Annotated in this window: 21 protein-coding genes; 3 read left to right on the plus strand and 18 right to left on the minus strand. The window is 66.0% G+C overall.

Going from position 1 to position 21,202, the window contains the following annotated elements; all coding sequences use genetic code 11:
- Positions 1-404 precede the first annotated feature (404 nt).
- A complete protein-coding gene (locus KF709_02885) occupies positions 405-2,936 on the plus strand; it encodes an Eco57I restriction-modification methylase domain-containing protein (GenBank protein ID MBX3173325.1) in 2,532 nt (843 codons plus the stop codon).
- Here the strand turns inward: KF709_02885 and KF709_02890 are convergent, their stop codons facing one another.
- From KF709_02890 to trmD, 10 genes are all read right to left on the minus strand, one after another.
- Positions 2,937-3,500: a hypothetical protein gene (locus tag KF709_02890; protein ID MBX3173326.1), complete on the minus strand. Its 564-nt coding sequence runs from the start codon at positions 3,498-3,500 to the stop codon at positions 2,937-2,939.
- 18 nt (positions 3,501-3,518) lie between these two features.
- A complete protein-coding gene (locus tag KF709_02895; protein ID MBX3173327.1) occupies positions 3,519-4,643 on the minus strand; it encodes a helix-turn-helix domain-containing protein in 1,125 nt (374 codons plus the stop codon).
- Between the two features lie 13 nt (positions 4,644-4,656).
- Positions 4,657-4,962, minus strand: a complete 306-nt coding sequence (locus tag KF709_02900) for a type II toxin-antitoxin system RelE/ParE family toxin (GenBank protein MBX3173328.1) — start codon at positions 4,960-4,962, stop codon at positions 4,657-4,659.
- Between the two features lie 341 nt (positions 4,963-5,303).
- A complete protein-coding gene (locus KF709_02905; GenBank protein MBX3173329.1) occupies positions 5,304-5,744 on the minus strand; it encodes a nuclear transport factor 2 family protein in 441 nt (146 codons plus the stop codon).
- A 12-nt stretch (positions 5,745-5,756) separates the two neighbouring features.
- Positions 5,757-7,283, minus strand: coding sequence for an AbgT family transporter (locus KF709_02910; protein MBX3173330.1), 1,527 nt, complete (start codon positions 7,281-7,283; stop codon positions 5,757-5,759).
- Positions 7,280-8,128, minus strand: a complete 849-nt coding sequence (locus tag KF709_02915) for an N-formylglutamate amidohydrolase (GenBank protein ID MBX3173331.1) — start codon at positions 8,126-8,128, stop codon at positions 7,280-7,282. Before KF709_02915 ends, KF709_02910 begins: the two co-directional genes overlap by 4 nt.
- 7 nt (positions 8,129-8,135) lie before the next feature.
- Complete coding sequence (locus KF709_02920; GenBank protein ID MBX3173332.1) at positions 8,136-9,626, minus strand: hypothetical protein; 1,491 nt, start codon at positions 9,624-9,626, stop codon at positions 8,136-8,138.
- A gap of 89 nt (positions 9,627-9,715) precedes the next feature.
- Positions 9,716-10,342 carry a ribonuclease HII gene (locus KF709_02925; protein MBX3173333.1) on the minus strand — a complete coding sequence of 209 codons (627 nt, stop codon included), beginning with the start codon at positions 10,340-10,342 and terminating at the stop codon, positions 9,716-9,718.
- Between the two features lie 9 nt (positions 10,343-10,351).
- Positions 10,352-10,732 carry a 50S ribosomal protein L19 gene (rplS, locus tag KF709_02930; GenBank protein MBX3173334.1) on the minus strand — a complete coding sequence of 127 codons (381 nt, stop codon included), beginning with the start codon at positions 10,730-10,732 and terminating at the stop codon, positions 10,352-10,354.
- 57 nt (positions 10,733-10,789) lie between these two features.
- Positions 10,790-11,476, minus strand: a complete 687-nt coding sequence (gene trmD / locus KF709_02935; protein MBX3173335.1) for a tRNA (guanosine(37)-N1)-methyltransferase TrmD — start codon at positions 11,474-11,476, stop codon at positions 10,790-10,792.
- A 60-nt stretch (positions 11,477-11,536) separates the two neighbouring features.
- On the opposite strand from trmD, the gene KF709_02940 reads away from it, so the two are divergent.
- Positions 11,537-12,460 carry an SDR family NAD(P)-dependent oxidoreductase gene (locus KF709_02940; protein ID MBX3173336.1) on the plus strand — a complete coding sequence of 308 codons (924 nt, stop codon included), beginning with the start codon at positions 11,537-11,539 and terminating at the stop codon, positions 12,458-12,460.
- An 8-nt stretch (positions 12,461-12,468) separates the two neighbouring features.
- Here the strand turns inward: KF709_02940 and rimM are convergent, their stop codons facing one another.
- The 7 genes from rimM to KF709_02975 form a co-directional block, all read right to left on the minus strand.
- Positions 12,469-13,020: a 16S rRNA processing protein RimM gene (gene rimM, locus KF709_02945; protein ID MBX3173337.1), complete on the minus strand. Its 552-nt coding sequence runs from the start codon at positions 13,018-13,020 to the stop codon at positions 12,469-12,471.
- A 4-nt stretch (positions 13,021-13,024) separates the two neighbouring features.
- Positions 13,025-13,336: a 30S ribosomal protein S16 gene (rpsP, locus tag KF709_02950; protein ID MBX3173338.1), complete on the minus strand. Its 312-nt coding sequence runs from the start codon at positions 13,334-13,336 to the stop codon at positions 13,025-13,027.
- Between the two features lie 170 nt (positions 13,337-13,506).
- Entirely contained in the window at positions 13,507-14,808 is a 1,302-nt protein-coding gene (gene ffh / locus KF709_02955) for a signal recognition particle protein (GenBank protein ID MBX3173339.1), read from the minus strand.
- A 52-nt stretch (positions 14,809-14,860) separates the two neighbouring features.
- Positions 14,861-15,289 carry a hypothetical protein gene (locus KF709_02960; GenBank protein ID MBX3173340.1) on the minus strand — a complete coding sequence of 143 codons (429 nt, stop codon included), beginning with the start codon at positions 15,287-15,289 and terminating at the stop codon, positions 14,861-14,863.
- A gap of 35 nt (positions 15,290-15,324) precedes the next feature.
- Positions 15,325-15,759, minus strand: a complete 435-nt coding sequence (locus KF709_02965) for a hypothetical protein (protein ID MBX3173341.1) — start codon at positions 15,757-15,759, stop codon at positions 15,325-15,327.
- A gap of 82 nt (positions 15,760-15,841) precedes the next feature.
- A complete protein-coding gene (locus tag KF709_02970; protein MBX3173342.1) occupies positions 15,842-16,285 on the minus strand; it encodes a hypothetical protein in 444 nt (147 codons plus the stop codon).
- Between the two features lie 54 nt (positions 16,286-16,339).
- A complete protein-coding gene (locus tag KF709_02975; protein ID MBX3173343.1) occupies positions 16,340-17,575 on the minus strand; it encodes a porin in 1,236 nt (411 codons plus the stop codon).
- A gap of 295 nt (positions 17,576-17,870) precedes the next feature.
- Here KF709_02975 and lon point away from each other — a divergent pair, with 295 nt between their 5' ends.
- Positions 17,871-20,345 (plus strand): endopeptidase La, encoded by a 2,475-nt coding sequence (gene lon / locus KF709_02980; GenBank protein MBX3173344.1) that lies wholly within the window; start codon positions 17,871-17,873, stop codon positions 20,343-20,345.
- A gap of 217 nt (positions 20,346-20,562) precedes the next feature.
- On the opposite strand, the gene KF709_02985 is transcribed toward lon, so the two are convergent.
- Complete coding sequence (locus KF709_02985) at positions 20,563-21,195, minus strand: sigma-70 family RNA polymerase sigma factor (protein ID MBX3173345.1); 633 nt, start codon at positions 21,193-21,195, stop codon at positions 20,563-20,565.
- Positions 21,196-21,202 lie beyond the last annotated feature (7 nt).

Raw genomic sequence — 21,202 nt, forward strand, 5'->3', positions numbered from 1 at the left:
CGTTGACGTACCACAGCGCTACTCCGGCGAGACGGCCGCAAGAATACCCGAGGTTCGGAACTCATCGTGTACGTGACTCGACACGACCCACAGCGCCACCGCAGTTGCTTCTCCATCCCGCAGAGCAGTAAGTCGTCACGGTCTCCGCGACGTCGTCTAGGAGGGCCAACCGTCGACCGGACGGTCCCACGGCGGCACCGCGGCTTCCCCCTGCCATCTGCCTGCCTTGCTGCTCTTCCTTCCTCTCCCCGCACTCATAAACCGTCTCTTGGATTGATGTCTTGGAGACAGCCACTCGGCGCGCCTCTAATCTCTACCTGAAGACGGGCCCCGTTCCGGACAGAATCGCCACTCTCGGAAGAATTCACTTCGCCCGCAACCCTGCTCCGGCCCATATTTCCTCAATGTCCGCGACCGAATCCCCTCCAGCCGCGCCGCCGCTTGGATGGCTGATCCGTCGAGCCGCAGAGGACCTTCTCGCCGCGGTCGAGGAGGCTCGCTTAACAGCATCGGCGCGGCTCAACCAAAAGCAGCGTGGCGCGAAGGGGCAGTACTTCACGCCAGCCCAGACTGCGCGGTTCATGGCCTCGCAGTTCACGCCGCGAGGAGGCCGCATCAGACTCCTTGACGCGGGCGCCGGAGTCGGCAGCCTAAGCGCCGCTTGGATCGCCCAGGCCGCGCAATGGGAATCGCCACCCGAGCACATTCACGTCACGGCCTTCGAACTCGAACCTTTGCTTGCTGAGTACCTGGAGGCGACGTTCTCGAAGGCCGCTGCTGTCGCGGCAGGCGCCGGAGTCGGACTCTCTTGGGAAGTGCGCGGAGAGGACTTCATCGAGTCTGCCTCGGCTTCAGCCGTGGCAGAGTTGTTCGCGCAGACGCTGCCTCGATATGACGTGGCGATACTGAACCCGCCGTATCACAAGATTCGCTCCGACTCGAAGGCGCGCGAGACCCTCCGGCGCGCTGGCATCGAAACGAGCAACCTCTACTCTGCTTTCGTTTGGCTGGCGGTTAGCCATCTCACACGTGACGGCGAACTAGTCGCGATTACGCCGCGCAGCTTCTGCAATGGCCCGTACTTCCGCCCGTTCCGGAAATACCTACTGGAGCAAAGCAGTCTCGATTGGCTTCATGTCTATGAGAGCAGAGACACTGCTTTCGCCGACGACGAAGTGCTTCAGGAGACGCTGATATTCAAGGTGACGCGCGCTGAGGACCAGCGCTCGACGGTCACGGTCAGCAGTAGCGAGGCCGGCCACGAACACGATGTGAGCCAAAGGCAGCTACCGTATGGCCGAGTCGTCCTTTCAGATGACCGGGAGTCAGTCATTCACCTTCCCGACGAGGAAGGCGAGTACACCGCGTCGTTCATCCGCCAGCTACCGGCCACGCTGCGGGAGACTGGGCTCAGCGTGTCCACGGGCAAAGTCGTGGATTTCAGATGCCGTGAGCAGCTGAGAAGTGATGCCAGCGCGGATACGGTACCGCTGATCTATCCGCAGCACTTTCTCAACGGTCGAGTTGAATGGCCGAAGACCGGCGCAAAGAAGCCGAACGCGCTCCAGATTCACGCTGATGTTGAATCGCTGTTGGTCCCTGCTGGATACTACGTGTTGGTCAAACGCTTCTCCGCTAAGGAGGAGCGGCGGCGCGTCACTGCCGCTGTATTTGACCCCTCATCTGTCGCGTGCGAACAGGTCGGCTTCGAGAATCACCTGAACTATTTTCACGCACAGGGTGCACCTCTTAACAAGGAATGCGCATTTGGCTTAGCCGCATACCTGAACTCGACGCTGTTGGATGACTACTTCCGTACCTTTAATGGCCATACGCAGGTCAATGCTTCCGACCTAAAGTCGCTACCGTACCCAAGCAGGGCCCAGCTGCAGGAGCTTGGCCGCTTGGTGCTCAATTCAGCGCTGCCTCAACCCGAGCTCGACACAGTCGTCGAGGAACACCTCTTTAAACCGCAGGATTCAGAGATGCCATCTGCTGGCGCCGAGAAGATTTTGGAAGCTACAGAGATACTTCGCGCGCTCGGATTGCCGAACGACCAGCTGAACGACCGGTCGGCGCTAACTCTGCTTGCGCTGGCGGATGTGCATCCTGACAGCCATTGGCTCGCTGCGTCGCAGCCGATGATAGGCGTCACACCCATCATGGACTTCGCTCGCGACCGCTATGGCAAGCAGTACGCTCCGAACACACGCGAGACTTTCAGGCGCTTCACACTGCATCAATTTGTGGAGGCTGGGCTGGTGCGGGCAAATCCCGACGATCCGAACCGGCCTGTCAACTCGCCAAAGTATTGCTATCAGCTAACAACCGAAGCCCTCACACTCATCAGGCATTTCGGAACGAAGGCTTGGCTGAAAGCGCTAGAGGCACACAAGTCGGCGCTGGGCGAACTCAAGATGCGCTGGGCAGCGGAGCGCGAAATGCAGAAGATTCCGATCACGCTACCACAAGGCGGTGAGCTGGCGCTGTCGCCGGGGGGCCAGAACGAGCTAGTCAAGCTCATCGTTCGCGAATTCCTGCCTCGCTTTACCCCAGGTGGGCACGTTGTCTACCTAGGAGACACGGAACAGAAGGATCTGTTCTACGATCGCGAGTGCCTGAGGGCTCTCGGCGTCACGCCTCTCGACGATCACGGCAAGATGCCGGACGTTGTCGTGCATTTTGCGGCCAAAGACTGGCTCGTCTTGATCGAAGCAGTTACGAGCCACGGCCCCGTAAATCCGAAGAGGCAGGAGGAGTTGAAGCGACTCTTCGGAAAATCGCGGGCAGGTCTGGTATTCGTCAGCACGTTTCTGACGAGACAGGACCTGAGTAAGTACCTAAGGGACATCGCGTGGGAAACTGACGTCTGGGTCGCGGAAGCTCCCAGCCACATGCTCCACTTCAACGGAGAGAGATTCCTCGGTCCCTACTAGTCACCTGGTGGCGGCTTCACGCCGACGCCGACGGAGGGGCAAGTCGCGTGTCGACGCCATTCCTTCGACTTGCCCCACGTTGAGCTCAGCCTTCGGCTCAGCACCGGACTCTAGCTGCGCTTCGAGCTCCCGGACATCCTCCGTAAAGTCGAGCACGAGATTGAGCTGCTGCTCGCGGTGCTCGTTAACGTACCGAACGATGTTGCTCAGTTGGTGACAGTCAGCAACGATTGCGTTCCGCTTCTGGGCGACCATCGTACGGACGAAGCCGAACTCCGCGGTCCGCAAGTCATCCCAAAACGTACCCTGCTCGCCATCTCGCACGATCGTGGCCGGGTGCATCACGCGGACTCTCCGTCCCTTCTCATCGATGATTGAAGACTCTCGCATGGCTGCGGCGATGTCCTCAGCGCAGACCCTGAGCTTCGCTTCAGCTTGGATCTCCCATCTGCCGTGCTCCATCGCCCACAACGCGATCTCCGTCTTCTTCGCAGGCCATGGCCCTCCGGCTTTCCGATAATCATCGACAATCTGTTGCAGCTTCCTCGTGTAGCTCGAAGCCATCGCTCCTCCGTGTGAGAACTACGATCCCGCACCAGCCACTGTTCCGAATCCATCGACCATTGCCGTCGCGGTCACGTGTTCACGGACCTTCGCGAGATGCTTGGTGAACTTGTTCCACGCCTTTAGTCGCCTACGGAGTTGGCCAGCAACGATTCCCGGATGGCGCCCTTGCACCTGTGCAAACAGGCGAATGTTCTGGTCCGTGAACAAGGGTCCCTTCCGGTCGATGAAGCTCTGAAGCGCAGCCTGCGGTAAGCAAAACTCCGCAGCAGCATGGTTAGCGCGAGCCTCTATCGGAGACTCGGACTCGCCATCCCCGTCCAAATCGTCGTCAACAATAGCTCCAGACTTTCCGTCCTCGTTCAGCACATGCTCAATTTCGTGCCGGAGGACGAACCAGAAGTTGTCGATTCGATCTGCTGTCATCGACATTCCGATGACAGGCTGAGAGTTCTCATTAACCCAGAAGCAGACGCCGTCAGTTTTTAGCCCCGGCAGTCGCTCGACGATGAGAAAACGAACTCCAGCCGCGTCCAGCAGCTTTGGCACCTGCGCAACAAGCTCTGGTTCCCGGAGTAGTGCCTTCATTCGATCAACCGTGCTGAGCAGTTTCTCGCGAGAATAGCCTGGAGTGATCATCGACTCCGCGAGCTGCTTAACGCGCAGTAGCCACACTTCCTGCACAAGCGAGCTCGGCTGATCGTACTCTCTCTGCTTTGCCGCCTTCGCGAACGGTGCATGCTCTTGGAGGCTGTCGACGCCAAGAAAGTTCAGCACGTTCGCCCGGAGCTCGTGCACGTCCGTCGATGGCTTCACCCAACCCCGGGAGATCATCTGGCGAAGCGGGACTCGTTGCCGGATCGAAGCGCGCTCAGCAATCGAAGTCGAGGCGGGCTCCGTGTGCCTGAGACGATAGAGCGCCTCAGTACGCGTCCAGAACTCTGCCTCAATCCCGAGGGCCGCTTCGAGCTCGCGAGCAGTCTCCTCGGTCACCCGCTTCTTTCCGCGGATGATCTCGCTCACCACCTGAACCGGGCGCTCCATGACCTCCGCAAGATCTGCTTGCGTCCAACCGCGAGCCTCTAGCTCATCTTTGATGAACTCGCCGGGAGGAAACACTTCCGCAGGTACGAAAGTTGCCACGCGGTCCTCCTCTCTAGTCCCCATAGTGATTCTCAATCCCCTTGATTCTCACGAGCTCGTTCGGCTCTTCACCTTCGAACTCGACGATAAGTCGCCACTTCTTGTTGATGCGCATCGAATGCTCATGCTTCCGTTGCCCCTTCAGCTGCTCAAGCCCAAGACCGCCGAACTGATACAGACTCGACTTCCGCGACACGGTGCGGAGCCGCTGCATGACCTTCCGGAAGCCCTTCACGACGGGAACCGCAAATCCGGCGGTGAAGGCCGCCTCTTTCTCCAACCGCGCCAAGTCAGGATCGTCGTGGTGTACTTCGAGCATCTACCGCACGTAGAAAAGAGAGTCATATATACATCGATTCACCCCTAGGGTGAATATCTGCTTTCTGACTCGTGCGCGCAAGGGCTTCTCGAAAGCGGCTTGGGCTCGCGATTTGCAGTGTCGTGTGTCGTGTCAGGATCTGATTGAATTCGGGGGCCCGGACTACGCCAGCGCAGGTCCGCAAGAGGACTTAAGTTACTACCTTGCAACGTTTTACACGGAAATACGCAATCGCCAGAGGGGATTAGGAGTCCGTTGCTCTACCGGCTGAGCTACCGGGTCTCGGGAATCCGGTAAAGATAATAGACCTCATCTCGGGGCCGGCCTGGCGGACTTCCCTGCTATGGGACGGCGATGCGAGAGGAGTGTGACGCCAGCATCACCCAGGCGCCCTCGTGGCGCAGCCACGTGCGCGTGAAACGGAATCGGCCGCTGAACGGCTGCCCATCCGCGCCGGTACCGGCCTGCACGGACGTACCCGTGATGACCGCGACGTCCCCGTGCTGCCGTACTACGACGTCCTCATTGCGGATGACGGTATTCACCCGACCACCTCCAGCTCCCCGCCTCAGCTCGTCGAGGTACGCACGTCGATCCTGCTGCCGACCGTCGGAATGCGTCAGCACCCAGTCTGCGGCCAGCAGTGCTTCCAGGCCCGCCGCGTCACCACTCAAGCGCAACTGATTCCACGCCGAGTCGCGGGCCATGAGCGCAGCATCCTGCGCCGCCAGCGGCCCCGCACACAGACACAGCAGCAAGCACCACAGGACAGCTCTTTGCACCGGCACCTCCTACTAGTGCGTCAGGAACAGCGGGGCCCCGGGCCCCGTCGGCAACCGCAGCCACACCCACAACACCAGCATCAGGCTCCAGGCCACGAAGTTCGCCACCGAGTACGGCAGCATCGTCGCCGAGAGCGTACCGATCCCCGCCTTGGCATCGTACTTCTGGAAGAATATCAGCACCAGCGGGAAGTTCGAGCTCAGCGGCGTGATGATGTTGGTGAGCGAATCGCCCACCCGGTACGCCGTCTGCGTGAGCTCCGGCGAGTAGCCAAGCAACATCAGCATGGGCACCATCACCGTGCCGAGCATCGCCCACTTCGCCGATGCGCTGCCGAGGAAGATGTTGATGGTCCCCGTGAGCGCGATCAGCATGATGAGCAGCGGGATCGGCCCGAGGTCCAGCGTGCGCAGGAAGGCCGCGCCCTGCACCGCCATCAGCACGCCGAGGTTCGACCAGTTGAAGATGTTCACGAACTGGGCGATGAAGAACACGATGACGATGTAGCCCGCCACCAGCTCCATGTTCTTCGCCATCCCCTTGTAGACGTCCTTGTCGCTGGTGATGGTGCCGGCCACGAGCCCGTACACGACGCCCGGCACGAGCCCGAACACGAAGATCCAGAACACGAGTCCGCGGAGGAAGAACGAGCCGATGAAGCCGGGGCGCTCACTGTCCTGCAGAAAGCCGTTGTCGGGCAGCAGGCCCCAGAGCACGAGCGCAGTGAGCACGCCGAGACTCGCGAAGGCCCATCCCAATCCGCGCCACTCCGCGCGCGACAGCGGCTCCGACTTCTCGGGCACCACGGCGCCGCCGTAGGCACCCAAGCGGCGCTCGACGATCCACTCGGTCATCACCGTGCCGGTAATCGTCACCAGGAAGACCGACGAGGCGAGGAAGAAGTAGCTCGCCATCGGCGTGACCACGTAGCCCGGCTCGATGATGCGCGCCGCTTCCTGCGTGAGTCCCGCAAGGATCACGTCGGTCGGCGAAAGCAGGAGGTTCGCGGCAAAGCCGCCGGACACGCCGGAGAAGGCCGCCGCCAGCCCGGCCAGCGGATTGCGGCCCACTGCGTGGAACAGCGCCGCCGCCATCGGCAACAGCAGCACGTAGCCCACGTCGCCAGCGGTGCTCGACGTCGCGCCGACGAATACGATGACCAGCGTGAGCAGCCGTGGCGGCGTCGCGCCGATGATCACGCGCACCACGGCACCGAGAAAGCCGCTGTGCTCGGCCACCGAAAGCCCGAGCAGGCAGACCAGCACGGGGCCAAAGGGCCCGAAGTTCATGAAGTTCGGCAGCAGGCCCATTACCAGGCGCTGCAGGCCGGCGACCGTCGCCAGGTTCGTCGCGCCGATCACGTCACCCGTGGTCGGATGCTGCACGGTCACCCCAAGGGTGCTGAACAGCCACGACAGCAGCACCACGATCGCCGACAGGATGACGAACAATGACGCCGGATGCGGCAGCAGGTTGCCGACGCGCTCGACGGCATCGAGCGCCCGGAGCAGACGGGACCGCGACTGGACCTCGGTCATCCCTGCTCCTGCGCGCGTGCGCCAGCCGCCACGGCGAAGGCCGCGCAGGTCTCTCGTAGCGCCGCGAAGCCCGGCCCGCGCTCGAAGCGCGCCTCGTCCATATAGAGGGCGCGATTGAACTCCACTTGGATGCTGTGCCGGCGCTCGGCCGGCGCGCCGAAGCTCCGCACGAGGTCCCCGCCCTGATACGGCTCGTTCACCTGCACGCGCAGTCCACGCCCCCGAAACCACTCGGCGGCCCACTGCGTGTGCTCCTGCGCCGCCGTGGTCCCGTGGCGGTCGCTGACCACGACGTCCGGGCGCAGGGCACCGTTGTCCACGTTCATCCGGTTGCCGCGGGATTTCATCGAGTGCGCGTCGACGTGCCAGACGCGCCCGAACCTGTCGTACGCGGTGTCGAGTGCACGGCGCAGTGCGTCGCGGTACGGTCGATAGAAGCCGCTGATGCGGGCCTGAATCTCGCGCACCGTCAACGGCTGCCCGTACATCGGGACATCCGGCAGCGCGTTGCGGCGAATGAGTCCCATCCCACGCTTGGTGTAAGCAGTAGGCGTCAGCGGTGTGGGCCAGGGCTCAGCCAGCAGTTCTGGATCGATGTCATCCTCGGCGCGGTTCGCATCGAGGTAGGCACGCGGAAAGGTCGCGCAGACCAGCGTGGCACCAGCCGCAGGTGCATCGCCCCAAAGTTCGTCGACGAAGGCATCCCAGGTGGTGTGGATCGCCTCGCGTGACGCGGCGGGCACGAAGTCCTCGGGCCACTCCATCCCGGAGTGCGGCGAGTCGACGACGAGGGGGATCGGTGGAACCGTCGGGGCCAGCACCAGCACCGGGGGCGTGGAAGGCATCCCCCAATCAACTCGTGGTAGGCCTCGAGCGGAATAGCGTCGGCGCAATCGCCACGGCCGCCACGCCGGCCATCGCCAGCGCGGCGCGGAACGCGCCGAGTGACACGTACGCGGCGAGATAGGCACTCGACACCAGCAGCGTGAACAGCGTGACCTGCACGCCGGTCCTCGCAAACGTCGCGAAGCTGATGCGCACGCCCTCGCGCTCGACGAGCCCCAACGTTGTCACGTTGGCGGATGCGCCAATCGGCGTCGCGTTGCCGCCGAGGCAGGCGCCGAGGGCGAGCGCCCACCAGAGCACGCGCGCATCGCCGGGAAGCTCCGGCACCAGCGCTGCGATGACCGGGATGCTCACCGCCACAAACGGAATGTTGTCCATCAACGCCGAGAACGCGGCGGCGCACCAACACACGAGCAGCGCTGCGAAGAGCAGCGTGCCGGCATCGTCAAGCGCAAAGGCGTCGCGGCCCGCAATGATGCCATCGCGCAGCCAGTGCGCGAGGGTCGTCGTGAGCCCGGTGGCCTCCGCCGCCCCCACGAGCACGAACAGAAACGCGAAAAAGGTCAGCGTCGGCCACTCGATCTCGCGCTCGATCACGTGCAGGATGCCGTGCTGCCGGTCCGCGTGCGTAGGTCGTGACGCCCGCAGGTAGCGAAGGTCCTGCACCAGCAGCGCGACGGCCGCGCCGACAATCGCGGGCACGGCCGTGGGCATCCCCGTCGCCCCGTGCGAGACGAAGCCGACCAGCACGCCCACGCCGATGGCCGTCAGCCAACGCAGCAGTCCGCGGTCGGCGATCTCCGCGAGGTCAGAGTCGGCGCTGGCGGCCGGTCGCTCGGCCGCGGTACGGGCCGCCAGCGCGGCGCGAAGTCGCCGGGCCGCCCAGACGTGCAGCCCTCCCATCATGGCCAGCGTCGGCAGGGCGAGCGCGCCGAGGAAGTCGAGGAAGCTCAAGCCCGCGCCCGAGCCAATCATGATGTTCGGTGGGTCGCCGATCAGCGTCGCGGTGCCGCCGATGTTGGCCGCCATCACCAGCGGCAGCAGCACCAAGGTCGGTGGCGCGCCGATGCGGCGGCCGGCGGCGAGCGCCATCGGCGTCACGAAGATCACCGTGGTGACATTGTCGACGATCGCCGACGCGATGGCCGTGAACCACCAGAGCGCAGCGATGGCGCTGGCGGGATCGTGCCGTCGGTGCGCGAGCAGACGGTCCACCGCCCAGGCGAACACGCCGGTGGATTTCAGCACGCCAACCAGCGCCATCATCCCCGCCAGCAGCAGGAGGACGTTGAGGTCGATGGCGTCGCCGGCATGCTCCAGCGGGAGCAGGCGGAAAGGCGTGAGGTAGGTGATGCCCCACAGCGCTGCGACGGCGACGAGCACGACCAAGACGCGATGGGCCGCTTCCAGCGCGAGGACGACGAACACCGTCGTCAGCAGCAGCGCCACCAGGAGCTGCGAGACGGGGTCGGACGTGCTGGCGAGTGCGTCGTGCACTGGGACTGCGCGCGGGGCGCGGGAGGGGGTGGGCGCGGGAAGATACAGCGCCGCCAATCACCGCGCGCTCCCCCCGCCGGGAACGTGCTTCAGAGCAGCGATTCCTGCCCCCCAAGCGCCGTGCGGCAGAACGCCAGCCGATGGTGCGGCGTGAGCCCGTGCGTTCGCAGCGCGGTCAGGTGCACCGGCGTGCCGTAGCCCGCGTTCGACTCCCAGCCATACGCCGGGTATCGCCGCGCGAGCCGCTGCATCAGCCGGTCGCGCACGACCTTGGCCACGATGCTCGCGCAGGCAATCGAGTAGCAGCGCGCATCGCCGCCGACGATCGCCTCGTGTGCGATACCCAGTGTCCGGATCGGCTTGCCGTCCACCAACACCGCGTCCGGCCGCAACGGCAGTCGCTCGATGGCGCGCGCCATCGCCCGCACCGTCGCCTGGTAGATGTTGTAGCGTCCGATGTCGCGGACGCTCGAAGCGGCAAGGCGCAGTGCCAAGGCGTGGGCAAGGATCTTCTCGGCCAGCCGTTCGCGATCGGCCGCGCTGAGCTGCTTGGAGTCCGTGACCCCGGCGATGGCGCGCCGGTCGGCCGGCATGATCACGGCGCAAACGACAACGGGGCCCGCCAGGGGGCCCCGTCCGACTTCATCGACTCCGGCGATGTGCACTGCACCGGCGGCGCGGCGCGCCTTCTCGATCGCGCTCCAGCCGCCGGCCACGTGAACCGCTTACGCCGTGGTGGCCTCGCCCGAGGCCGGCACCTGCACGCGCACCTTCTTCTCGGCGATACGCGCGGCCTTGCCGGTCACGTTGCGGAGATAGAAGAGCTTGGCGCGACGCACGCGGCCACGACGCACGACCTTGATCTCGGCGAGCATCGGCGAGTGCAGCGGGAAGATGCGCTCCACGCCGACGCCGTTCGAGATCTTGCGCACCGTGAAGGTCGCCGAGACGCCGGCGCCCTTGCGGGCGATGCAGACGCCTTCGAACGCCTGGAGGCGCTCCTTGTCGCCTTCCTTCACGCGGACGTTCACGCGGAGCGTGTCGCCGGCACGGAAAGCGGGCACCTGCTTCAGGTATTCCTTCTGGGTTTCGGTGAACGGATTCATATGCAACTCCGGGCGCGGTGTTCGGCCCGCTGGGGTGACAGAGATGAGCCTTGTAAGCTACTGCGGCTCTGAGGGTTGTGCAACGGGGCTCCCCCGCCTGTTTTGGGTCAGCCGCTCCCCCTCTTCCCGCCTCCAGCGCTCGATCTGGGCGTGGTTCCCAGAGAGCAGCACATCGGGGACCTTGAAGCCCTTGTAGTCGGCCGGTCGGGTGTAGCTCGGGGCCGAGAGTCCCCGGTCAAAAAAGGAGTCCGTCCGGGCGGATTCGATGTCGCTCATCGCCCCTGGCAGCAGTCGGACCACGGCGTCCACCACGGCCAAGGCCGCCGGCTCCCCGCCGCTCAGGACGAAATCGCCCAGCGAGATCTCCTCGGTGGCCAGGTGGTCGGCCACGCGCTGGTCCACATCCTTGTAGTGGCCGCAGAGGAGGGTCAGCTCCGTACCGGCGGCAAAGCGCTCGGCGTCGGCGTGCGAAAACACCTTCCCGCGAGGCGAAAGCAGGACAATCGGGGCCCTCGCCTTGAGTGACTCCACGGCATCAAAGAACGGCGCGGGCTTCATCACCATGCCTGGCCCGCCGCCAAAGGGGGCATCGTCCACCGTCTTGTGCTTGTCCGTCGCGAAGGCGCGCAGGTCCACCAGGTTGTAGCGCACCAACCCCGCCTCGGCGGCCCGCTTGGGAATGCTCAGGCCGAGCGGTCCCGCGAAGAAGTCGGGAAAGATCGAGACGATGTTGATGGGAAGCACGCCGAAAGCTATCGCGACGGCGCAGGGTTAGAATCCACGGACCCAAAGCCGGAGAGGGAGATGGCGGCGCTCAAGGGAAAGGTTGCGGTGGTGGCCGGTGCCAGCCGGGGCGCTGGGCGGGGCATCGCCCTCGCGCTGGGCGAGGCCGGCGCAACGGTGTACGTGGCAGGGCGTTCGGTGCGCGGCGGCCCGGCGCCGACAGATGGGGCTCCCGGGACGATCGAAGACACCGCCGAGGCGGTGACGGCGCGTGGCGGTAGAGGAATCCCGGTGCGCACGGACTGCACGGACGAGACGCAGGTCGCGCAGCTATTCGCGCGCGTCGAGCGGGAACAGGCAGGACTCGATATTCTCGCGAACGCGGTCTGGGGCGCCTCGGACGGCACGGCCTCGCCGGACGAGGCGCTGGCGGGCTGGGGCACGCCGTTCTGGGAACGATCCCCGACCGAGTGGCGGCGAATGATGGATGGCGGCCCGCACGCGTACTATCTCACCGCGTTCCACGCGGGCCGCCTGATGGCCAAGCACAAGCGCGGGCTGATCGTGGGCGTCACCGACGGATTTCTCGAGGGCACTCCTGAGGCGGTGTTGGCCGGCAAGGAGAGCGGTGAGTACGGTGGCATGCTGCTGTACGACCTCAGCCACGCCACGATCAACCGCCTCATGCTTGGGATGGCGGCCGACGCCAAGAAGTCGAAGATCGCGGTGGTGACGCTGATGCCGGGCTTCATGCGGACGGAGCGGGTGCAGCGCTCGATGACCTCGCAGGAGGTGCAGCGGCAGTTCCGCTACGACCTGAGTGAATCCGTGGAGTACATCGGGCGCGCCGTGGTCGCGCTCGCGGCGGACAGGCAGGCCATCAAGAAGTCGGGCCGCATTCACTTCGTGGCGGACTTGGCGGCGGAGTATGGATTTACGGACGTCGATGGACGTCGGATTCCACGCTTCGACCCATTCGACGCGGCGGGCGTCACGCCGGCATAGCGGCGAGCTCAGGTCTCGAGCAGTCCCGACGGTGGTCGTACGCGAATGACGCGCGCGTCGCGATCCACCTCGTCGACGAACTCGTCGACGAAGGGTAGGCTGGCCAGGCCACGCGCCGTCTTGAACTCGAGCAATAGCCCCTGCGGTAACTCGTAGAACTCCACGACTTCGCCGAGTGGCTGGGATGTATCGGCGTGAACGAGCTGCATCCCGACCAACTCGTGCGCGAACACCTCGCCCTCGTCGGGCTCGGAGAGCTCCTGCACCGGCACCATCAGGTGCCGCCCATTCCACTTCTCGGCCTCCGTCCTGTCCTGCACGGCGTCGAGCGTGAGCAACCAGCCTTCCTTGAACGGCCGCTGCCCTGTGATCTCGAGTTCGCGCGGCTGTTTCGAGCGCGGATCAAGCCACAGCGCGCCCTCCGGCGTGCCCTGGAAAACACGACGGCCGGGCGCGAAGATCGCGTCCGGCTCGTCGGTCAATGCTTCCACAACAAGTTCCCCGCGCACGCCGTGCGGGCGACGGATCCGCCCCACCGACGCGCAGTCGGGAACCGTCACGCGCTTACTCCTCGGCCTTCACCGGCACGGCCTTGGACGCGAGCTTGGTCGCGAGGCGCGCCTCGTGGCGGGCCTTGAGCACGCCCGCCTTGCGCAGCAGCGAGCGCACGGTGTCGGACGGCTGCGCGCCGTTGTCCAGCCAGTACAGGGCGCGCTCGACGTTGAGCTGCAGCGCCTGCTCACCCGTCCGCGGGGCATACTGCCCGAGGATCTCGATGAACTTGCCGTCGCGCGGCGAGCGGCCATCGGCGACGACGATACGGTACTGGGGCGCCTTCTTGCGGCCCTGACGACGGAGACGAATACGAACTGCCATGGGGAGATCCTCACTACGGGTGATTGTCCTGCACCTGGCTCTTCGCGATCACCGGAGGTTCCGGGTCGCACCAGGGTCCAGCAGGATGAAAGATGGAAGATGGAGGTGGCGAGGCCGTACGGCCTCGCCTCTTTCATCCTTCATCCTTCATCGTTTTCCGGCTTCATCCTTCATCGTTTTCCAGCTGCCATCCGCTTCATCATTTTCTGCATGTCCCGGAACTGATCCAGCAAGCGATTTACGTCGCTCACGGGCCTACCGGCACCCTTGGCCACGCGGGCCCGCCGCGACCCGTTTATCAACGACGGATTCTTGCGCTCCTCGGCGGTCATCGACAGCACGATCGCCTCAAGATGCTTCATCCGCTTCGGGTCCACCTGGCTGGCCTGCTTCATCATCTTGCTGTTCACGCCGGGGAGCATCTTCAGGATGTTCTGCATGCTGCCCAGCTTTTCCATCTGCTTCATCGCCGAGAGGAAGTCCTGGAGGTCCATGCCCTCCTTGCGGATCTTCTTCTCCATGCGCTTGGCCTCGTCGGCGTCGAAGGTCGCCTGCGCCTTCTCCACCAGCGTGAGGACGTCACCCTGCTGCAGGATGCGTCCGGCCATGCGGTCCGGATGGAACTCCTCGAGCGCGTCGGGCTTCTCGCCGACACCGATGAACTTGATCGGCTTCTTGGTGACGCCGTAGATGGAGAGCGCGGCGCCACCGCGGGCGTCGCCGTCCATCTTGGTGAGCACCACACCCGTCACGCCCAGCGCGTCGTTGAAGCCCTGCGCGATGCGCACGGCGTCCTGGCCGGTCATGCCGTCGGCGACGAGCAGGATTTCGTCCGGCTGCACCGCGTCCTTCAGGCGACGCAGCTCCTGCATCATCTCGTCGTCAATCTGCAGGCGGCCGGCGGTGTCCACGATGACCACGCGGTCGCGCTCGCGCTTGGCCTGCTCGATGCCGGCCTTGGCGATCTTCACCACGTCAGTGGTGCTGCGATCGGCGTACACAGGCACGGCGAGGTCGCGGCCCAGCGTCTCCAACTGATCGATGGCGGCCGGGCGATACACGTCGCAGGCCACGAGGCGCGCGGGCTTGCTCTCGGCCTTCAGCTTGCGGGCGAGCTTGGCGGCGGTGGTCGTCTTGCCGGAGCCCTGCAGGCCGACCATCAGCACGATGGTGGGCGGCACGGAGGAGAGCTTGAGGCCCTCCTTGCGCTCGCCGAGCATCAGCGTGAGTTCGTCGTAGACGATCTTCACGAGCTGCTGCGCCGGCTGCACGGTCTTGAGCTGCGCGACGCCGGTGGCGCGCTTCTCGACGCGCGCCAGGAACTCTCCCGTCAACTGGAACGAGACGTCGGCTTCGAGCAGAACCCGGCGCACTTCGCGCAGGCCCTCCTTGATGTCGGCGTCTGTCAGGACTCCACGGCCGCGCAGTCGCGCGAACGTGGCTTCCAGTTTCTCGGAAAGTTCAGTGAACATAGAGCCTTGAAGGATAACCACTTAGGTGGCGGACTCCAAGGGTCCGATGCTGCTACTGGCTCACCTCGAACTCGGGGCTCCGTTCGGCCCCTGCCGATGCGCCGTCCTGGCCAAAAAACCGAAGCACAAAGCGGTACCGGCCGGCCATGGCGTCGGTGGGAACGTCCACGGCGACTTCGTCGGTCTGCCCCGCCGCGAGGGTCAGGGACGTGGGGGGGCAGAGCCGTAGTTCCGGAGGCCCCGGCTCCCACCAGCCGCTGGATGTCAGGCGCTCGACGCCGCGGCTGCAGTGGTTGTAATACAGCGCCAGGGTGCCGCCGTTGAATTGCCGCAGTCGAATGCTCCCGCCAGGGGCAGCCTGTGCGTCAATCAGTTCGAACCGCAGGTCGCGCGTGGACAGCGTGGATGCGGGCGGCTCGAACGGCGGTGGTCCAGACGGAAACGGCTCATCGATCCAGCAGCCCGTGGCGAGCACGCTCATTACGGCCACACAGGTCGACACCCGGCGCCCCACCGCTACTGCACCTCGAACTGCCCAGTCACGACGCTCAGCGCCGCGCCCGTCGGGGCCGCCATAGGAAACCGGTAGCGATACTGGCCCGCTGGCGCCGTCGCCGGAATGTCGAAGCGCCGAAGGGTCGAACCGCCGGCCGGGACGACGACCAGTTGCTGGGCGCAATCGACGCCCGAGCCGAACTGGTCCACCCAGATCCCGCCGTTGAGCCGCTCGAGTCTCCGCAGGCAGGGCGAGAACGAATACAGGACCGCGCCCGGATTCTCGAACTGCACGTTGACGGAGTCACCCGCGGAGGCTCCGTAGGCCAGCACGCTGGCGGTCGGCCGGAGGCCAGGCAGGTACTCAAACTCCTGGACTGCCGTCGGCGCCGGGCCGTAGGAGCCGCAGGCCACTAGGCCGAGCAGCAAGATCGCAGCCGAGATGGGTCGCTTCACAAAGCCTCCCTCGTGGGGGGACGCCCCACGATGAGACCGACCAGGGCTCCGCGCAAGAGACGCGGGCCCCGGTGCCGCGGGATCAGTCCTCGACGCGGAACGTTGGTGAGACCGCCTCGAGCACCTCGCGCGTCGACTCGCGCCAGAACTGGAGGGCGAACCGGTGGTTGCCGGGCTTCGCGTCCGCCGGCACGTCCACCCATACCTCGGCCGACGCGCCGGGAGCCAGCGTATGGAGGTCGGCTGTGCAGAGGCGCAGTTCCGGCGGCAGCCGATCCCAACCCGTGTCCACGGCGCGGTCCACCTTGCGATTGCAGTGGTTGTACATCAACGCGGCGGTGCCCGTGTTCGTCTGGGTGATGCGCAGCACCTGACCGGCCCGAACGACTCCGGTAGGAAGCGTGATCACGACCGGTGCCGGGCCATCGACAAGGTCCGCCGGCGGCGGCAGCGTGGGCTCGGCGCTGCAGGCGGTGGCTAGGACTGCGAGGCCGGTCCCTAGAAGCGTCCCGAAGTGGAGTCTCATACTGAACCCTACTCCGACACGAGCCGCCGCGTCACCGGGACGCGCCGGCCTCGCCTAGTAGTTGAACTGCGCCTGGAGCCGCAGGAATCGCCCCTTCTGCCGGTTGCCGACGCTGGTCGCGTCCTCGAAGAGCCGGTCGGAGTTCGTGAACATTGCCGTCAGTTCAAAGGCCGGGAACGGGCTCCACTCGACGCCAAGCTCCACCTCGTTCACGTCGTAGTGCCGCGCATCGGTCTCCGCCTTCTTGCCGCCCGAGTACTCGTGGTAGCGGACGAAGGGAATCACCACGGTCGTGCCCGAGGTCCAGCGGTACATCGCTTGGACGAACCCACCGTAGACCCGCCGACTCTCGATCGCATTGCTGCCGGGGACGTATTGCGGCCCCCGGCCGATGTTGTACTCGGCCACGAGTCCGAACGGCTGCGGGTACACTACCAGCGTCGCCGCGGCGCGCTCGTCGCGGTACTCCGCATCGGCGGTTACGCCGGCACTGGTCGACAGCGGCACGAATCGACCGCTGTACGCCTGGATGCCCGTCTCGACGAACTGCCCGTTGGGCAGTTCCCACGGATACGTCAGCCGCGCCACGGCGTGCAGCGAGTTGTTCGCCTCCGGCCGGTTCGCCGACTGTCCGTTGAACAGCCCGAACCCAAACATGCCGTAGTCGCCCGAATGCTTCAGGCCGCGCGAGGCGATGGTGCGGAACCGGCGCGTGACCGCGGCGGGGGTGGCGTAGTACAGCACACCGATGTCCCGCTCGTTGGGCAGGGCGCTGTTTAGGCCATCGTGGCGGTCCAAAGGCAGGCGGTTCTGCGACGACTGCAGGTTCTCGAAGCCGAACGGGATCTTGCTCTGGCCGAAACGCAGGCGGTGCGTGCGCGCCGAGTCCACGTAGAGGTCGAAGTAAGCATCCCGCAGCTGGAAGTAGTGGAGGCCGCCGGCAGCATCGCTGCCGAAGTCCGACTGCACGTAGACGTAGACGCGCGGGTGCACGTTCCCGAAGAGCACGATGCGGCCGCGGCGGAGGAAGAAGCCACCATTGTCACCAATGGACTTGTCGCACTGCGCGCACTTGAGGTCGGCATTGCTCTCGAGCAGCCGGTTGTAGCGCACCTGCGCGTAGCCGCGGATGGACAGCCGCTCGTACCACGGGGCGGGCGCATCGGGGATCCGCTGGCTTGTACCTGCCCGCGCCGAATCGGCGCCCGTTGCCTGTTGGCTCGCAACGGGCGCCGCTGCCGTGAACCCGGCCAAGAGTGACGCGAAAAGCGCGAGATGAAGTCGTTGCATCGCGTGTAAGAGTCGGTTAAAGGCGCCCGACCCAACCCACCTTGGGGACCGGACGACGAAACGTAGGTGACACTTGTAACGGCGATGTATCATCGACGTCACAACATCACCTCGACGTCTCTTCGTCATCACGGCACAGTCACGACCGGCCGGTCAGTGTCACGAACTCTTCGGTAATGTCACGGCTGCCTACAACCCGGTCACAGCCGTCGAACCGGGCGAGTGCGCGGGACGACCCACGGCATCCGCGGTTCCGGTGGTACGCGGTTGCAGGCAAACAGATAGATTCCCCGCCGTGACCGAGCGCCCCGCCCGCCCCCTCGCCGGAGGCCCGTTGGAGGACCTCCCGGCAGACCTGCCGCTCTTCGCGCTGCGGTCCACCATCGTCTTCCCGCACGGCCGTATCGCCGTGCAGGTCTCCTCCGAGGAGAACCTGGCGCTGCTGCTCGCGCACCCTGAGGAAGGCGAGCGTGTGATCTGCGTGGTGGACGCCGAGGACGGCGAGCGACCGCTCGCGGCGCTTGACGGCCGCATTGGGGTGCTGGCCCGCCTCACGGGACGCCGCCCCGTCTCCGGCGGCGTCGCCCAGGTGACGCTGCAGGGCATCGCCCGCGTCAGGCTGGGCGCAGCCATCCGCGATCCGGTCGCCGGCTACCCGACGGTGCGCGCGTCGGCGGCGCCGGAGGACGCGCCGGACCCGACGGCTGCCCGCGCGCTGATGCAGCGCATCGCGCTGGCCTCGGACACCCGCGCCGAGCTTGACCCGGGGTTCCCAGCCGAGTTGCCTGCGCTGCTGCGGCGCGAATCGGAGTTCCCGTCGCGATTCGCCGACCTCGCGGCCGCGAAGGGGCAACTCCGCCCGGCCGAGAAGGACGCGGTGGTGCAGCGTCTCGACCCGATCGAGCGCCTGGAGTTTCTCGCCGACCGATGGGAGCGCGAGGTGGCGCGCGCGCGCGTGCACGAGGAAGTGCGCCACGAGACCGAACGGCGCGTGGACCGCCACCATCGGGAGTTCTTCCTCCGGCAGCAGTTGCAGGCCATCAAGGCCGAACTGGGCGAGGTCGACGCCGCCGACGGCGAAACCGCCGAGCTGTTGCGCCGTGTCGAGGAAGGGGGGCTGCCGCCGCAGGTGGCCACGGAGGCCAAGCGCGAGATCGAGCGCCTGAAGGCCTTGAGCGCCGCGTCGAGCGAGCACCAGGTGCTGCGCAACTGGATCGAGTGGGCGCTGACCCTGCCCTGGCGCCAGCGGTCGGGGACTGACGCCATCGAGCTCGAGCGCGTGGAAGCCGCACTCGACGACCGACACTACGGACTGCACGAGGCCAAGGAACGCATCCTCGAGTACCTGGCGGTGCGGCGCCTCCGCGGCGACCGCGGCCGCGACCCGCACGGGCCGATCCTCTGCTTCGTCGGCCCGCCGGGCACGGGCAAGACCTCGCTGGGTGAGGCCATCGCCGCGAGCATCGGACGTGCGTTCTATCGCATCTCGGTGGGCGGCGTGCGCGACGAGGCCGAGATCCGCGGACATCGGCGCACCTACGTCGGGTCCCTGCCGGGCCTCGTGCTGCAGTCCTTGCGGCGCGTGCAGGTCAGCGACCCGGTGCTGATGATTGACGAGATCGACAAGATGACGGCGGGCGGACCCAGCGGCGATCCCACGGCGGCGATGCTCGAGGTGCTCGACCCGTCGCAGAACGCGACATTCACGGACCACTATCTCAACCTGCCCTACGACCTATCGTCCGTGCTCTTCATCTGCACGGCGAACAACCTCTTCGACATCCCGCACGCGCTGCGCGACCGGCTCGAGGTCATCCGCATCGCCGGCTACACGGTCGAGGAAAAGGTCGAGATCGCCTGGCGCTACCTGCTGCCGCGGCTCTTTGACGAGCACGGCATCACGGACCTCGACCTGCAGTTCACGGACGAGGCGCTGTCGTTGATCGCCAATCGCTACGCGCGAGAGGCAGGACTGCGCGCCTTCGAGCGCCACATCGCCGCGCTGATGCGGCGCCGCGCGCGCAAGAAGGCCGAGGGCGAGCAGGGCGCGTGGATCGTCGATCAGGCGCGCATCGAGGACGTGATTGGCCCGCCGCGCTTTGCGCCGGAAGCCGCCGAGCAGGAGCCCGAGGTTGGCACGGTGACGGGCCTCGCCTGGACGGCCAACGGCGGCGAGTTGATGACGATCGAAGCGCTGATGATGCCGGGCACGGGCAAGCTCACCGTCACCGGCCAACTCGGCGACGTGATGCGCGAGTCGGTGGATGCGGCCTGCTCATATGTGCGCTCGCGCGGCTACGCGCTGCGCATCGCGGACCCCGAGCTCCGCGCGAGCGATCTGCACGTGCACTTTCCGGCCGGCTCCGTGCCGAAGGACGGGCCCAGTGCGGGCGTGGCAGTGACGCTGGCGATCGCCAGTGTGATGAGCCGTCGCCCGGTGCGCCGCGATGCGGCGGTGACCGGTGAGGTCACTCTGCGCGGAAGGGTGCTGGAGATCGGTGGCGTGAAGGAAAAAGTGCTCGCGGCCTACCGCGCCGGGTTGCGCAGTGTCGTCCTCCCGGCCGCCAATGAGAAGGATCTGCGTGACATCCCGAACGAGGTGCGACAGGCGCTCACCTTTCGCTGCGTGGGGACGATGGACGAGGTGCTGGAGGCGATGCTGTTGCCGCCGCGACCGAATGGTTTCGCCGAGGGCTTGCCCCTGTTCGACGATGTGGAGCGTGCGACGGCCGACCGCCCGCCGGAAGCGGGGGCCGGACCGGCGCAGTAGCGGTCGCGGTCGCGAACATTGCGCGACCGTGGCGGCGTAGGGCAGCTCCTCAGACCCTGCCGCTCACGCCCTGCCGCTCAAGCAACGGCCGCGTTGAATCGGCCGCCTAGCAACAGCCGCTGCCGCAGCTCCCGCCGCAGCCACAGCCGATGCCACCGCAACACCCTGACCTGTCCTTCATCCTGCCTCCTTGGTCTCGCGGCGGTCCATTCCGCCGCTACTTCCGAAGACGCTGGATCTGGTGAAAGGACGCAGGGGCGGCGCAGCTGGAGCCATCGTCGGACTCCTGCCGACGGAGAATGCCGTGCCTGTCGAGATGCACCCCGCAGCAGTGCTCGATCTCCGTCCGCACCTTGGCGCGGGCGCGCTGCACCCGCGATTTCATCCCGGAAAGCGAAATGCCGGCGCGCTCGGCGGCCTGTTCCTGCGTGAGGCCGTCGAAGGCGGTCCAGCGCAGCGCCGAACCGTAGGGCTCCTCCAGCGCGAGGACAAACGCGCGGACGCAGGGAGCAAGTTCGGAGAGCGCGTGCCGCTCGTCCTCCGGCTCAACGGTGAGCGAGTCGGGCTCCACGTCGCTGCCGCGGGCTTCGCGACGGCGCTGCGCGCGCAGGGCATCAGCCAAGGCCGAGCGGGCCGCGCGGAAGACCCACGCCTCGAGGTCCTGCACGCGCTGGAGCGTGTCGCGGTGTCGCGTCAGCCGGAGAAATACATCCTGGACGATGTCCTCGGGGTCTAGGCTGTGGGGCGTGCGCCGGCGCACGAACGCACGCACGGCGGCCGCGAACGCGGTCCAGCGGGCGTCCGCCGCAAGTTCGAGGTCGCCGGCAGGTAGGCTGTGGACGTGGGGCACGCCCTAG

The organism is Gemmatimonadaceae bacterium (genome assembly GCA_019637445.1).
Lineage (GTDB): Bacteria > Gemmatimonadota > Gemmatimonadetes > Gemmatimonadales > Gemmatimonadaceae > Pseudogemmatithrix.

Bases quoted from the DNA above. Each gene is read 5' to 3' on its own strand.
- KF709_02890 (MBX3173326.1), bottom strand. From the start codon at position 3,500: ATGGCTTCGAGCTACACGAGGAAGCTGCAACAGATTGTCGATGATTAT.
- KF709_02960 (MBX3173340.1), bottom strand. From the start codon at position 15,289: ATGAGCGTGCTCGCCACGGGCTGCTGGATCGATGAGCCGTTTCCGTCT.
- rpsP (MBX3173338.1), bottom strand. From the start codon at position 13,336: ATGGCAGTTCGTATTCGTCTCCGTCGTCAGGGCCGCAAGAAGGCGCCC.
- KF709_02975 (MBX3173343.1), bottom strand. From the start codon at position 17,575: ATGCAACGACTTCATCTCGCGCTTTTCGCGTCACTCTTGGCCGGGTTC.
- ffh (MBX3173339.1), bottom strand. From the start codon at position 14,808: ATGTTCACTGAACTTTCCGAGAAACTGGAAGCCACGTTCGCGCGACTG.
- KF709_02940 (MBX3173336.1), top strand. From the start codon at position 11,537: ATGGCGGCGCTCAAGGGAAAGGTTGCGGTGGTGGCCGGTGCCAGCCGG.
- KF709_02900 (MBX3173328.1), bottom strand. From the start codon at position 4,962: ATGCTCGAAGTACACCACGACGATCCTGACTTGGCGCGGTTGGAGAAA.
- KF709_02885 (MBX3173325.1), top strand. From the start codon at position 405: ATGTCCGCGACCGAATCCCCTCCAGCCGCGCCGCCGCTTGGATGGCTG.
- KF709_02915 (MBX3173331.1), bottom strand. From the start codon at position 8,128: ATGCCTTCCACGCCCCCGGTGCTGGTGCTGGCCCCGACGGTTCCACCG.
- KF709_02970 (MBX3173342.1), bottom strand. From the start codon at position 16,285: ATGAGACTCCACTTCGGGACGCTTCTAGGGACCGGCCTCGCAGTCCTA.
- KF709_02910 (MBX3173330.1), bottom strand. From the start codon at position 7,283: ATGACCGAGGTCCAGTCGCGGTCCCGTCTGCTCCGGGCGCTCGATGCC.
- rplS (MBX3173334.1), bottom strand. From the start codon at position 10,732: ATGAATCCGTTCACCGAAACCCAGAAGGAATACCTGAAGCAGGTGCCC.